Annotated in this window: 9 protein-coding genes; 5 read left to right on the forward strand and 4 right to left on the reverse strand. The window is 55.3% G+C overall.

What is annotated here, in order from left to right; translation table 11 throughout:
* The first annotated feature begins 19 nt into the window (after positions 1–19).
* From MME58_RS13710 to MME58_RS13720, 3 genes are read left to right on the forward strand one after another with little or no spacing between them, the layout of a single operon-like run.
* Complete coding sequence (locus MME58_RS13710) at positions 20–1531, forward strand: efflux transporter outer membrane subunit (RefSeq protein ID WP_082427309.1); 1512 nt, start codon at positions 20–22, stop codon at positions 1529–1531.
* Positions 1524–2612 (forward strand): efflux RND transporter periplasmic adaptor subunit, encoded by a 1089-nt coding sequence (locus MME58_RS13715; RefSeq protein WP_055005775.1) that lies wholly within the window; start codon positions 1524–1526, stop codon positions 2610–2612. The genes MME58_RS13710 and MME58_RS13715 overlap by 8 nt, the downstream gene beginning before the upstream one ends.
* 3 nt (positions 2613–2615) lie before the next feature.
* A complete protein-coding gene (locus MME58_RS13720) occupies positions 2616–5684 on the forward strand; it encodes an efflux RND transporter permease subunit (protein ID WP_055005776.1) in 3069 nt (1022 codons plus the stop codon).
* Positions 5685–5923: 239 nt separating this feature from the next.
* Here the strand turns inward: MME58_RS13720 and MME58_RS13725 are convergent, their stop codons facing one another.
* Together MME58_RS13725 and MME58_RS13730 are read right to left on the reverse strand one after the other, a co-directional pair.
* Positions 5924–6805, reverse strand: a complete 882-nt coding sequence (locus MME58_RS13725) for an HNH endonuclease (RefSeq protein WP_055005777.1) — start codon at positions 6803–6805, stop codon at positions 5924–5926.
* On the reverse strand, positions 6806–9118 hold the full coding sequence (locus MME58_RS13730) for an AAA family ATPase (RefSeq protein WP_055005778.1): 2313 nt from the start codon (positions 9116–9118) through the stop codon (positions 6806–6808).
* 337 nt (positions 9119–9455) lie between these two features.
* Between MME58_RS13730 and MME58_RS13735 the strand changes: the two genes are divergently transcribed.
* On the forward strand, positions 9456–9947 hold the full coding sequence (locus tag MME58_RS13735; RefSeq protein WP_055005779.1) for a (R)-mandelonitrile lyase: 492 nt from the start codon (positions 9456–9458) through the stop codon (positions 9945–9947).
* Positions 9944–10732 (forward strand): carboxymuconolactone decarboxylase family protein, encoded by a 789-nt coding sequence (locus MME58_RS13740; RefSeq protein WP_082427311.1) that lies wholly within the window; start codon positions 9944–9946, stop codon positions 10730–10732. The genes MME58_RS13735 and MME58_RS13740 overlap by 4 nt, the downstream gene beginning before the upstream one ends.
* Before the next feature lie 5 nt (positions 10733–10737).
* On the opposite strand, the gene MME58_RS13745 is transcribed toward MME58_RS13740, so the two are convergent.
* Both MME58_RS13745 and paoC read right to left on the reverse strand, forming a co-directional pair.
* Positions 10738–11652: a LysR family transcriptional regulator gene (locus MME58_RS13745; RefSeq protein ID WP_055005781.1), complete on the reverse strand. Its 915-nt coding sequence runs from the start codon at positions 11650–11652 to the stop codon at positions 10738–10740.
* 39 nt (positions 11653–11691) lie between these two features.
* A complete protein-coding gene (gene paoC / locus MME58_RS13750) occupies positions 11692–13902 on the reverse strand; it encodes an aldehyde oxidoreductase molybdenum-binding subunit PaoC (protein ID WP_055005782.1) in 2211 nt (736 codons plus the stop codon).
* Between the last annotated feature and the right edge of the window lie 19 nt (positions 13903–13921).

Consider the following 13921-nt stretch of genomic DNA (forward strand, 5'->3'; position numbering starts at 1 on the left):
TTCTGTCGGGTTATCCAAGATGACAAAGATCACGCATATCGCCAGAAGCTGCGCACGCGAACGACCTGTCCATAGCGCGCATCGTCGGCTCTCTTTGAGCGTATTCGCCGCAATCGCACTCCTGACACTGAGCGCCTGCTCGCTACAGCCCGATTATGTAAAACCCGCACTGTCAGGCCCGGCCAGATGGTCTGTCGAGTCGGATAGGGTAGCCGTATCCGCTCCAGCCGCCACTGAGAACTGGTGGCGATCATTGGGTGATGAAGCGATGAATGCATTGATCGAAGCGGCGTTCACAGACAACCCGACCTTGCTCCAGGCTGTGACACGTATCGACGAAGCGCGGGCGACACTCGGCGTAAGCAAGGCAGCCAGGATGCCGGCCATTGGCATAGACGCTAGCGCGACGCGGGAGCAAAGTCGTAATACATCCCCTGTCTCCTCCAGCACAACGGCGCTGAGCAGTTCGGCTTCTGCAGGCCCGACCTTCAGTTGGGAAATCGACCTGTTCGGGCGAGTTCGAGAATCGGTTGAGGCATCTCGGAGCCTTCTTGACGCCCGAACTGCAGATGCTGCCTCAACGCGTTTGACCCTGGCGACGGACGTTGCCGATAACGTTCTTATACTGCGCGCCTGCGAGAACAGCCGCCGAGTGTTGAATGAGGACATTGCATCCAGGGAAAAGACTCTGGAGTTAACCCGATTGCGCCTTCGAAGCGGATTTGCTGCTGCAGCCGACGAAGCCCGCATACTGTCCGGCCTTGCAACGTCTAGAACCAATCTAGCCGATCAGCAAGAGCAGTGTGCCCGTCAGGTAAACGCATTGGTGGCCTTGACAGGTGAGAGCCCGGAAAAGATCCGGAACCTGATCGGCATAGCAAGCCCAGTGGGCAATTCCGACCCCGTGTTCATGCCTCAGGCACCAGCAGCGGCGCCTGTCATGCCGGCAATCGTACTGGCACAGCATCCTGACCTCATATCAGCAGAACGAGAAGTCGCCGCAGCCTGGGCAGACATCGCTGTTGCCCGCGCCGACCGTCTGCCAAAGATTGACCTGACAGCGGCACTGACGGGCCAATGGATCCGCGCAGGAGGATCCAGTCTCGATTTCAATACCTGGTCCTTGGGCCCTGGTCTGACTGGAACATTGTTTGATGGTGGGGCAGGGGCTGCCAACGTCAGCGTCGCAGAAGCTCGTTACCGGCGTGCCGTAGCCACTTTGCAAAGCACATTGCGCACGACTGTCCAGGATGTAGAAAACGCCATTGCGGCTCAAGCATCGGCCAAATCCCGAGTCGCGTCGACGAGCGACGGAGTGATCGCCGCTCGAATGACCCTCAAGGCTTCCGATGATCAATGGAAGGTTGGCGCGGTGAGCCTCTTCGAGCTTGAAGACAGTCGCCGTCAGTTCGCCTCGGCACAGGATGCGGAAATTTCCGCGCGCCGTGATCAGGCGCAAGCCTGGATTTCTCTGATCAAAGCCACTGGCGGAGCTATCGCCCTAATTACGGATACCCGATCCCATGAGTAAATCAGCTTTTTCTTCGGCCCGTGGGGGCCATGCGTTAGCGAGCCTCGCTGCACTGTGCTTTAACGTCATAGCGTGCAGCGTACTTTTTACCGCCCCTCATCCGGCTGTAGCTGCAGAGCAGCCTGCTGCCGCCTTGACGGTCACCGTCGGTAGCGTGACTCAGGCCCAATGGCCTGCGACAGTTGAAGCCAGTGGTGCAATCGCTCCGTGGGAAGAGGCTGTGATTGGCTCCCAGGTATCGGGTTTGAGGCTGACTGGAATACTTGTAAACGTAGGTGATCGCGTGAAACGCGGGCAATCATTGGCAACATTCGATGCCGACCTGCTGGGCACGGACGAATCGCGCCTCAAGGCATCCTCGCAGCAAGCAGAAGCGAACCGTCAACGTGCCCTTCAGCTCAAGGGCACAGGAGGTATGAGCGAGCAAGATGTACTTCAATATGTAACCCAGGCGGAGATTGCCAAGGCTTTGCTGCAAAGCACGCTTCTGCAAATGCGCTACGCCAGAGTGGTCGCGCCTGATGATGGCGTCATCAGCGCTCGAAGCGCCACAGTGGGTGCCGTGTACAGCACCGGACAAGAATTATTTCGGATGATTCGACAAAGCCGCCTGGAATGGAGAGGTGAGCTGACTGCTGTACAACTGTCTCAGGTCAAACCCGGTCAATCTGTCCGCCTGGAGCTGCCAGACGGGACTTTTGCCAAGGCAATGGTAAGAGAGCTGGCACCTGGCCTGGATAGCCAGACCCGCCTGGGCATCGTTTATGCGGACATCGAACCCGGCAGTACGGCTCGCGCAGGCATGTACCCGAAAGGCAAGGTTCTCCTGCCTGAACGTGCCGCTCTGGTCGTACCTGCCACGAGTGTTGTGATCCGGGACGGTCGCAGTTATGTGCCCAAACTGCTTGAGGGTGATCGTGTAGGCATGCAGCCCGTAACGGTGGGACGTCGCCAAAACACCGAAGTAGAAATCGTTTCCGGCATCGCAGTGACGGACAAAGTGGTCGTGCAGGGCGCGGGCTTCCTGAACGACGGTGACCTGGTACATGTCGCTGCAGCGCCTGCTGCAGTGCAGGAGTAGAAAATGAACTTTGCCACGTGGTCGATCCGCAATCCGATTCCCTCGATTCTGCTTTTTATCTTGCTTTCACTCGCAGGAATCCTTGGTTTTCGCACTCTGCCCATCGCTAACATGCCCGACATTGATCTTCCTACTGTCGTCATCACGCTCACCCAGCCCGGAGCCGCTCCGGCCCAGATGGAGACCGAAGTCGCACGCAAGGTCGAGAACTCTCTGGCGACGTTGTCAGGTATCAAACACATCAGTACCTCCATAGTGGACGGTCTGGTGACGATTAACGTTGAGTTCATCCTTGAGAAAAAACTCTCCGATGCGTTGATTGAAACCAAAGACGCAGTGGATAAGGTTCGCTCCGATTTGCCAACCGATCTTGAGCAACCATCGATCAGTGCGGTCAGGGTTGGCGGTGATGAGGCAACCCTGCTTTACGCTGTGGCGTCTTCGCGAATGGACGAGGAAGCCTTGTCGTGGTTTGTCGACGACAGTATCAACAAGACCATTCTGGGAATCCCGGGTATTGGTAAATTCGAACGGGTAGGGGGCGTCCAGCGTCAGGTGCTGGTGGAAGTGGACCCGTCGAGTCTGGCTGCGATGGGGGCAACAGCGGCAGATGTATCACGGGCACTGAAAACCGTTGAGCAAGAGTCCTCCGGCGGAAAGGGGCAGGTGGGTGGAACCGAGCAGGCGGTTCGTACCATCGCAACCGTCCGCACGGCCGCTGAGCTGAGAAGCCTGCCTGTGGTGCTCGACAGTGGGCGACGTGTCAACCTGGACCAGGTCGCCGTGGTCAAGGACAGTTATGCGGATCGGACTCAAATCGCAACTCTGGACGGCAAACCGGTAGTCGGATTCAGGATATTTCGTGCCAAGGACTTTGATGAGACGCGCATGGCGGCCGGTGTGGCAGAGACACTCGACAAGCTTCACAGTGCCGATCCGAGCCTGAGTTTTACCAAAGTCTCCGGAACGGTCGACTACACGCGTGAGCAGTATGAAGGTTCGATGCACATGCTCTACGAAGGTGCACTGCTGGCCGTTCTGGTGGTGTGGTGGTTCTTGCGCGATTGGCGTGCAACGCTGATTTCTGCTTCTGCGTTGCCCTTGTCTATCTTGCCTACGTTTCTGGTAATGAATTGGCTAGGCTACTCACTCAACACCCTCACGTTGCTCGCGCTGGCGGTAATCGTAGGCATTCTGGTGGACGACGCCATCGTCGAAATAGAAAACATCGAACGTCACAGTCGCATGGGCAAGCCCATCAAACAGGCAGCAGGTGATGCTGTAACGGAAATTGCTCTGGCGGTCATGGCAACCACCATGACCCTCGTCGTGGTGTTTTTACCAACCGCCATGATGAGTGGCATACCCGGTTTGTTCTTCAAACAGTTCGGCTGGACAGCGGTGGTCGCGGTGCTTTCGTCATTGCTGGTCGCCAGGGTATTGACCCCAATGATGGCGGCCTACCTGCTCAAGACACATAGCGGTCATACGGATTCCGGTGACGGCATGTTGATGACGCGTTACCTCGGTGCAGTGCGCTGGTGCCTTGCTCATCGCCGCCTCACACTGTTGGGTACCGTCCTCGTTTTCGCTGCGTCGATAGCGGTAGTGCCCATGCTTGAGACAGGGCTGATGCCAGCTTCCGACAAGGGTTACAGCAACATTAATATAGAGCTTCCCCCTGGCAGCAATCTGGCAGCTACCCAAGCGACAACAGAAGCTGTAAGCCATGCGATTGAAAGTATCCCCGGAATCGAACATGTCATGACCACCGTGGGGGTCTCCCAACCGGCTGGACGCGGTCAGACACAGGCTGCAGAGTTGCGCAGGGCCACTATGACGCTTGTATTTTCCGCTCGCGGCACACGACCAGCTCAAGTCAAAATCGAGAGCCAGGTGCGTCTGGCGCTGCGCGAAGTACCCGGTGCCCGATTTTCAATGGGCTCAGGTGGCCTGGGAGAAAAACTTTCGCTGATTCTATCGAGTGACGACAAGGAGGCGCTCAAAACGACAGCGCAGGCGCTCGAACGGCAATTGCGCGATGTCCCGGGGCTTGCCAATATCACCTCGACTGCAAGCCTGGAGCGGCCCGAGATTATAGTCCGACCGGACACCCAACTGGCGGCAGAGCGCGGAGTCACTACGGCAACCATTGGTGAAACCGTGCGCATTGCCACTAACGGAGACTTCGATGCAAAAATGGCCAAGCTCAATCTGGATAATCGCCAGGTCGCAATCCAGGTGCGCATTCCGGATTTCTCAAGGCAGGATTTGCAAGCAATATCCAATCTTCGGGTCCGCGGCCGCGATGGTTTAATTCCATTATCCAGCGTCGCTCACCTGACATTGGAAAGTGGCCCCACCCAAATTGATCGCTATGACCGCCGCAGGTATGCCACTGTCTCTGCTGATCTGGGCGGTATGCCTTTAGGGCAAGCGTTGAATCTGGCTAAAGCGTTGCCCGCCATTCAGGCAATGCCTTCGAGCGTCAAACTGATCGAAACCGGCGACGCGGAAATCATGGTGGAACTGATGGGGGGATTCGGTATGGCCATCGTGATCGGTCTGTTCTGCGTGTACTGTGTATTGGTGCTGCTGTTCCGTGATTTCTTTCAACCGATGACCATTCTCTTCGCCATTCCGCTTTCGGTTGGGGGGGCTTTTGTCGCACTGCTGGTGACACGGGGCATGCTGAGTCTGCCCTCAATGATAGGTCTTGTGATGCTGATGGGCATCGTGACCAAAAACTCCATCTTGCTCGTGGAGTATGCAGTCATGGGTATTCAACAGCAGGGGTTGTCTGTTTTTGAAGCACTGGTCAACGCCTGCCACAAACGTGTTCGGCCCATCGTCATGACCACCCTGGCAATGATCGCGGGCATGCTGCCCATTGCCTTGGGATTCGGAGCAGATGCCAGTTTCCGCCAACCCATGGCCATCGCCGTAATAGGAGGTTTGATGACTTCAACCGCCCTGAGCCTGCTGGTAGTGCCTGTAGCGTTTACGTATATCGATGATCTTGAAAGGCTGTTGCATCGCTGGTTTCGCAAAGAATCAACGTCGCTTGCCTAAAGGATGAGTGGTAAAGCCATAGAGCGTCGCAGTAGGAAGCGCTTGAATATGCGCGAGGATACTCCTGACATCGATTACGACCACGTTTGTAATCGATGTCAGGCAGATCGCCTTCATGTTTTCGGGTGCAATAAGCCGAATCACCCAGTTCCCAAAAATGAATCAGTATAAGGAAAGCAATGACGTGCCAGCCCCTCCAAAAGCTGGGCGTCATATCACTGGCCCTCTCGGCCTGTTTGTCAGTGTTTCAGCAGGTCGATCGATCGCTCAGACAGCGCACCCACGAGACTTTTAAGCGCTGATTCCAGATCACTGCCTTCTTTCACATCGAATCGTTCGATCGTCTCCATGGAGCTTTTAAGCGCCGCGTTAGCATTGACGAGCACTTCCTTGCCGGCGATGGTGGTGAGCAAGTCATCGCACAGCTTCTTCCCCTGAGGGGTAATACCCCTGTAAAGCGTGATGGTGTGGTCGTTAGTCTGCACACGTATAAAGCGTACATGTTCGTCGAAGCGGTGAAACCGTGGGTGGAACATCTCAGTGAACGCGCTGGGTAAAGGATAATCTTTTGCGCCATGCTTGTCCGGGCTTGCCCAGTCCGTCTCGTTCTTGAGCCCGTTACAATCGACGCAGGCGACGGACAGATTCCAGAAGTGGAATGAATACTGCTCATACGTCTTGCGAGGCAGAATGTGCTCGATGGGTTTGGAATATCCGCTGTTGCACAGCCAGCGGCGGCAATAGCAGCAGCGATTATGCTGCTGCTTCTCGATATAGCTTCTGAACGCGCCCTTGATATCGCTGATCAACGGTTTAGCTTTGCCCCGTTTGCGCTTAGGCTTCACGGCAGGTTTTCCAGCCGCAGCGGCCTTCGCTGGGGTAGCAACGTTCTGTGCATCACTTTTTTTCTTTGCAGGGTTTGAGAACTCATTCCACAGGTTGCGAGCTTCGACTGTCTCGCCGCCGAGCCTTTTCGCGAAGCGGCGAAGTGTTGTGGCGTGGTAGCGCAGGAGGTTGAACATGATGACCTTATGAAACCGCTCTTCAGTGTGGCAGAGCGATTTGTACTCCTCATACCGAGGCAAAAGGTCTGCCTCGTCCAGGACGAAATATTCAGTCATTTACTTGCCTGCCTTGCTGCTGGCGCTATCTACCAAGCCTTGGTCTTTGAGTAGCAGTTGGACAGCCGTAGAGGCTTTGTTGATGAGGTCGATGTCCTCTTGCAGGCCTGGCGGGGTATACGCACCTTGGCTGACCCTCATTTTTTCAAGCATGTCGTCAAGTTCCTCCAAAGGGGAGAATGCTTCAGCTTGACGGTTACCTTGCGCTTCCATGGTCTTCGCCACGATGCGTGCACAGGCCTCATGAACTGCACGATTATGGGGGGTGTAAGTGCCAAAGCCACCCAAAATAATCGACTCGACGGAATAGCGCTGTTTCGCACTCAGTTCCGGGAGCTTGCCCAGATCCAACATGAAGCTGTGGCTGCCCAAGTCGTTAGCATTGCTGATCAGCGTGGGAGCATGCGTGGCCACGACGAATGAACAGCCAAACCGCTGAGAAAGAAGATGGAAGACCCGAGGTAACGTTTGCTGCCACTTCAGGTGCAGGCTGATCTCCGGCTCGTCCACAAGGAAAACGGTATTGCGTTCAGCCGTCGTGATGATACTGAGCAGCATCTGGTTGATGTTCTGCTCACCAGAACTCAAGGAGGAATATGAGACGATGCGCTCTCTGTGTTCCTCATTGCCAGGGCGTACAACGCCAAACTCATAGTGGGACAAGGGCTCTGGCACGTGGTTGTCAGCGGCGTTGTCCGACATTCTGATCAGCCGTATATCCCGAGGGTCATTGTGAAGCGCCATTTCAGGCTTGAGCATGAAGTAGAATCGCGTGGCAAACCCCAAGCACTGCTGGCATTCCTTGAGGGCTTCGAGCATACGCTGGTCACCCAGGACTTGCGCTGCACGGGCGGTAACGGTTTTCCTCAGTTTGGAAGGTGAAATCGTCTCAGCCGTGCTGCGAGCACCTTGGTATTCGAAGTGACCGACTTGACCTGAACGCCCGAACGGGAACCGATCATGGACACCTGTAGAAATTCCGACCGCCCTGCGATCCATACCACGTACTCGCTCTATGAGATCACACAGCAGCCGCGTTTTGCCTGCACCATTATTACCAATGATATAAATACACACAGGCTCAAAAGCATCGTTCAGCAATTTCAGAATGGATTGAGGGTTTGCAGTAGCATTAAACGTGGTGCCTTCAGTGCTATTGGCGCGTATGAAATTCCTGGGTGAGTATATTTTCAGAGGTTTCCAAGGTAGGGCTTCATCCTCGATACACAACGTCTTAACGTTTCGGTATCCATCCCCAAATTGCGCATTAATGATGGTTGAGACCTTCGGTGGAAGGTTCTTCCGATGATCATGCCCCTCACGTGACTCATGAATATTGAAGATTTGGCCGGCAAGAATCGCTCGCTCTTGGAGATCCAGCTGCTCAAGCGATTTGTTTGCCGAGGACACGTCAATATAGAGATAAGGCTTATGCATCAGGTGAATCCCCTGACTGAATACGAGCAGGATCTGATCGCTCTTGGCGCCCCGGCCTTCACTGATGCTAAAACAGATGGCAGTATCCAACCGTAAGCCTTCCTGCAGGGCGGGTGACAACTCTTTAAGCAGGCTGCCAAGCTGAGCTCTGGCCGAGGGAATAATGACCATGAATCGAGCAGGTTGAGAATATTTGCTCGCAAATGATGACATGCTGGTCATGCCGGTGGCTGTCACAAAACTGATATGCGACACCGAATCAAACAAATAACTGGGCTGCGAACCAGCGAGTACGTCCGGAATCTGCCCATGCACAAAGGTAGTAAAGACTTTGTTGATAATGAGCTTGAGCGTAATCAAGGCTTTTAACGCTCTGGAGGACGGATACAGCATCGTGACGGCGGTCTGAGTCTTGTCCATAGCCATCGACAGCTCTCCTGTGATCGGTGCGAACTCGATCACTGGCGAACGCAAGCTCAGGTGGATACTTCCGACCAATGCACCTACGACTGCTGGGTGGTCATAAGGTATTTGGTAATTGTCCATGATGTAACGATCAATCAGGTATGTAGCCGTTTTTACCCTGATCTCTCGATCCAGCGGCAAGGCGAGTTCGTCATGAAGTTCTTCCAACTTGGCGTTGAAGACAGCGCTTATATCGGTATCGTCGTAATCTTTCAAGCATTGATCAGCGACCTCCGAATACGCTTCGTCAAATACCCGGCGGTACCTGCCTTCTAGCGTGAGCCCATTGATCAAATGGAAGCCGGCGAGGAGGGTAATCATTTCTAAAGGAATGCTTGGGAAGCCACTGGCTACAGCGATCATCTCCTCGGCAATCAGTCTGGTAAGTTCTCGGCCTTCGTCGTATTCCATATGACGCTCTCGTGCATGCTGCGCTGGTTAGAGGGGTAGTGGGCATTGGCATAATGTGATAGTTCGGAAGCGCAGGCAAGGTTGGTACGTGGGCTCGATAAACACACATCTCATTGAGGATGTGGCAGGCGGTTCAACTGTTCGGCGCCAGTCGCCTCACGGCAATTAGGCAGAAATCGGAATTGAAGTGGATACCGCCGCGCTAGAGGCAGACGCTTGAATGGATCATGAATTATTGAGTACGGCTCATCTGTTCATCAATCGAACAGCAGGTAGTTCAACGTGAGGTCATGCTTTAGGTTGGTTGAACGTGTCTACCTTCAGCAGGGAGCTACCGATGCGCATCAGATCATCCTTGCCAGTATTCGCCGTACTGGCTACTACCGTACTCAACGCCAGCGCTGCCGATGCCCCCTCCCGGCAAATCATGAGCATTGTGAGAAACGGTGAGCAGGCATCAATAATTGGAGCGCCCTCGAACTTCGTGGGGAGCGCACGAGTCGACCCCCTTTTTGCTGTACGGGCACCGTCGAGGGTGTCGGCAGGCTATGTAACATTTCAACCGGGGGCGCGATCCAATTGGCGCACCCACCCGCTGGGACAGATGTTGGTCGTCACAATGGGTGCCGGCTGGGTTCAGCAGGAGGGCGCTGGCAAACAGGTCATTAAGCCCGGAGACGTGATATGGACTCCTCCCGGCGTCAAGCATTGGCATGGCGCAACGAGCACGACTGGCGTAACGCACATGGCCATTCAAGAGGCGCTTGACGACGAAGGTGTCGAGTGGCTTGAGCCTGTCACTGAAGCACAGTACGGCGCTTCGTCATGATTATTCGCACATTTTCAGCAGCAAGCTTAGCGATATGTTTGTCTGCATTCGCCACCTCCAATGTGGCAATGACCGAGGAAGATTCTCACATGCCAGCCTCCGCCGATGTGCGCGCCATTTCACCAGCAATGGCTCACAACACCGACACTTTACTCCTTGGTGAAGTATGGAAACGCTCAGCGTTGTCTCCCCGTGATCGAAGCTTGGCAACAGTTGCCGTGCTGATTGCGCGAGGTCAGACAGCAGAGCTGGCCGCCCACCTCGATCTGGCGCTGAAAAATGGTGTGACGCCTTTGGAGTTGTCCGAAGCAATCAATCATCTTGCGTTTTACTCGGGGTGGGGTAATGCTGCTGGAGCAGCGCCGATCGCCAATGAGGTGTTTAGCAGGAACGGCATATCCCCTGATCAACTGGCTCCAGTGTCGCCCGTCCTTTTGCCTATTGATCAGGTTGCCGAAGATGCACGCGTAGCGAGTGTCAACAAATCGGTTGGCCCGGTTTCGCCTGGGCTAGTGCAGTACACCACCAGCGCGTTATTCAATGATCTATGGCTTCGACCTGGTCTTGCCCCCAGAGACCGCAGCCTGATTACCGTCACAACGTTAGTGGCCAATGGTCAGGTTGCTCAGATCGGTTATCACCTCAATCGTGCTATGGACAATGGCCTGACGCAGACCGAAGCCTCCGAACTGCTTTCACACCTTGCCTTCTATGCTGGCTGGCCTAACGCATTTTCGGCAGTGCCAGCGTTTAACGATGTCTTCACCCAGCGGCAACCCAGCTAAATCCGTCAGGGGAGTGGGCCCATGGGTTCAAGCTCGCGGATAAGCTCAATGAGGAGACGAAGGCCAACAGGAACCTGTCTGAAACTTGAATAATAGATGTGAAACCCTGGGTCGTAGTGAGTCCAGTCTTCAAGCACTCGCTTCAGTGAGCCTTCCGCGATCTGTCGCTCGACTACTGAGGCGAGAACGTACATCAATCCAGCGCCGCGCATGGCCATCGTTACACCAACGCGTGCTTCATCGATCGTGATGGCTCCAGGGACGTCAATCTCCATCTGTTGACCGTCTTTCGAAAATTGCCAATGGTAGATACATGCACTACCCAGGCGTACGCGTAAACAACGATGTTGGTATAAATCTTCTGGATGTATCGGGGTGCCATATCGCTCAAGGTAATCAGGCGCGCCGACGACTGCCCAGGCTACATCGGGAGATAGTCGTTGAGCGATCATGTCTTCGGGAACCGTCCCACCGAAACGAATGCCTGCATCATGACCGTCGCCGATAACATCGACCATTTTATTGGTTACGGTCAGGTCGACCTCGATATCCGGATAGCGATCAACAAAGACAGGCAGTACGGGGCCCAATAGCAGTTTTGCGCCGTCGCTCAAGACGTTCAGCCGGATACGCCCTGCGGGTTCATCGCGTAGCCGATTCAGCGTCTCCAGTGCTTGGCCTATATCATTGACCGGAGCGCTGATGAGGCCCTGCAACTCCTCACCAGCGGCCGTCAGGGTCACGCTTCGGGTAGTGCGATTGAGCAGTCGAACGCCAAGCCGCGTCTCAAGTCCTTTCATGGCGTGGCTCAGCGCCGACGCACTGATACCTACCTCCAGACCAGCCTTTCTGAAGCTTTGATGCCGAGCGATGGCGAGGAAATAAACAATGTCTGCCAAATTCGTGCGGCTTAGCTGCATTTGTCACTCCGAAGCTGAAACAGTTAGTTGTGGGAAACGTCAGCCCAGAGCGGGCAAATGATCAATGAGTTTATCGAGCGTGATCGGGTAATCGCGCACCCTTATGCCGGTAGCGTTATAGACAGCGTTGGCGATTGCTGCGGCGGCTCCGGAAATACCGAGCTCGCCTACGCCTTTAGCTTTAAGAGGCGTTGCATAGGGGTCTACTTCATCCAGGAAAATGACCTCCTGATGAGGAATGTCGGCATGAACCGGCACTTCGTAGCTGGCCAGATCGTGATTAACAAAGAAACCGAGGCGATGATCCACAATCATTTCTTCCATAAGCGCCGCACCCGCGCCCATGGTCATTCCCCCAATGATCTGACTGCGAGCTGTTTTGGGGTTGAGTATTCTGCCTGCTGCGCAGACCGCCAACTGACGGCGAATGCGAATTTCCCCCGTGGCGGCATTTACGCCAACCTCGACGAAGTGCGCACCGAAGGTCTGCTGGGCGTACTGCTTTGCCAGGTCGCCGAACTCCATGACGTCTTCGGCCAATAGGTCGCCATCCTTTGTCGCTTCTTCCAACGGAAGGTTTTTCGAACCTTCGCGAACGTAGCCACCGACAAATTCGGTATTTGTTGGATCAAGGCCCACCTTCGCAGCAATAACTTCCCTGAGTTTCACGCACGCAGCGTAGACACCCGCCGTGGATGAAGCTGCGCCCCATTGACCGCCGGAACCTGAAGACTCCGGAAATCTTGAATCCCCCAGGTAGACGTTCACTTTGTCCATTTCAACGCCCAGCATTTCAGCAGCAGTCTGGGCAATGATTGTGTATGAGCCGGTTCCAATATCAGTCATATCTGTTTCGACGGTGACCAGACCTTTGCGGTCAAGCCGGACGCGGGCAGCGGACTTCGTCGTAGGTGCGCCTCGGATCGCGGAAGCCATCCCGATTCCGATCCACCAGCCGTCATGCAGTTTCTTGCCGGGAAGGGGGTCGCGTCGAGCCCAGCCGAAACGATCAGCTCCGGTGGTCAGACACTCGACTAACTGGCGCTGGGAAAAGCTGCGATCAGGCTGCTCAGGGTCGACCTGGGTATCGTTGATGACGCGAAATTTCACAGGATCCATACCCAGCTTTTCAGCCATTTCGTCCATAGCGATTTCCAGCGCCATCATGCCTGGCGCTTCACCAGGCGCACGCATGGCGCTGCCTTCAGCAAGGTCGAGTTTGGCAAGGTACAAACGGGTCATGCGGTTCGCGCCCGCGTACAACGTTCGGGTCGATGCGGTGGCCGCCTCAGTGCGACCACCGCGCAGGTTGCCCGACCAACTCTCGTGGCCGATGGCAGTGAGTATGCCGTCCGGATCGGCGCCGAGTCGTATTCTTTGAATCGTCGCTGGCCTGTGCGTCAGGTTGTTGAACATGAGCGGGCGGGGGAGTGCAACTTTAACGGGCCGCCCGGCTGCTCTGGCCGCAAGTGAAGCCAATACGGCGTCACACAGAATAGTGCCTTTGCCACCAAAGCCGCCGCCAATGTAAGGCGAGATCAAGTGAATGTTGTCTTGGGGAATACCCAGTGTTTTGGCAAGGTCCCTGACGCCCCAGTTCATCTGCTGAATAGACGTCCATAAGGTCAGTTTCTCTCCCTGCCACTGAGCGATGGTCGCGTGGGGTTCCATCATCGCGTGTGCATGATCCGGTGTGGTGTAGTGGCCGTCGAGCGTGAACGCAGCCTTCTTGAACGCCCCGTCGAAATCTCCGACGGCAGTATGCGGAGGAGGGCCAAAGGCACCCGGTGGAGGGGTTGTGGCAGACGCTCGCTGTGCTCCCAGGTCGTAGGCTCCAGACTCTCTTACGTAGTAGACGCGAAGCAAAGCCGAAGCGGCCCTGGCTTGTTCAAACGTCTGCGCGACGACGATTGCCACGGCCTGGTGATAGTGATCAACCTGAGGGCCGGCAAGTGCGCGGTCAACGTAAAATTCGCCCCTGTCGAGTTGACCCGCATTTTCATGGGTGACGATTGCGATGACGCCGCTGGCTTGGCGCGCTTCGCTTGAATCAATTGAGGTGATGCGTCCCTTGCCGATTGAAGAACCCACTACGTAGCCGTAAGCAGGGGGGCTGACAGTAGCCTGTTGTTCGTAAGCATAGGTCGCCGTGCCGGTTGTTTTCAGTTTGCCTTCAACGCGATCTTTGGGTTGACCAATCACCTTCATTTGATCGATCGGATTGGTGCTCGCAGGCGTATCAAACTTCATGAGGCTTACTCCTGGTCAG

The organism is Pseudomonas syringae pv. tagetis (assembly GCF_022557255.1).
GTDB classification, from domain to species: domain Bacteria; phylum Pseudomonadota; class Gammaproteobacteria; order Pseudomonadales; family Pseudomonadaceae; genus Aquipseudomonas; species Aquipseudomonas caricapapayae.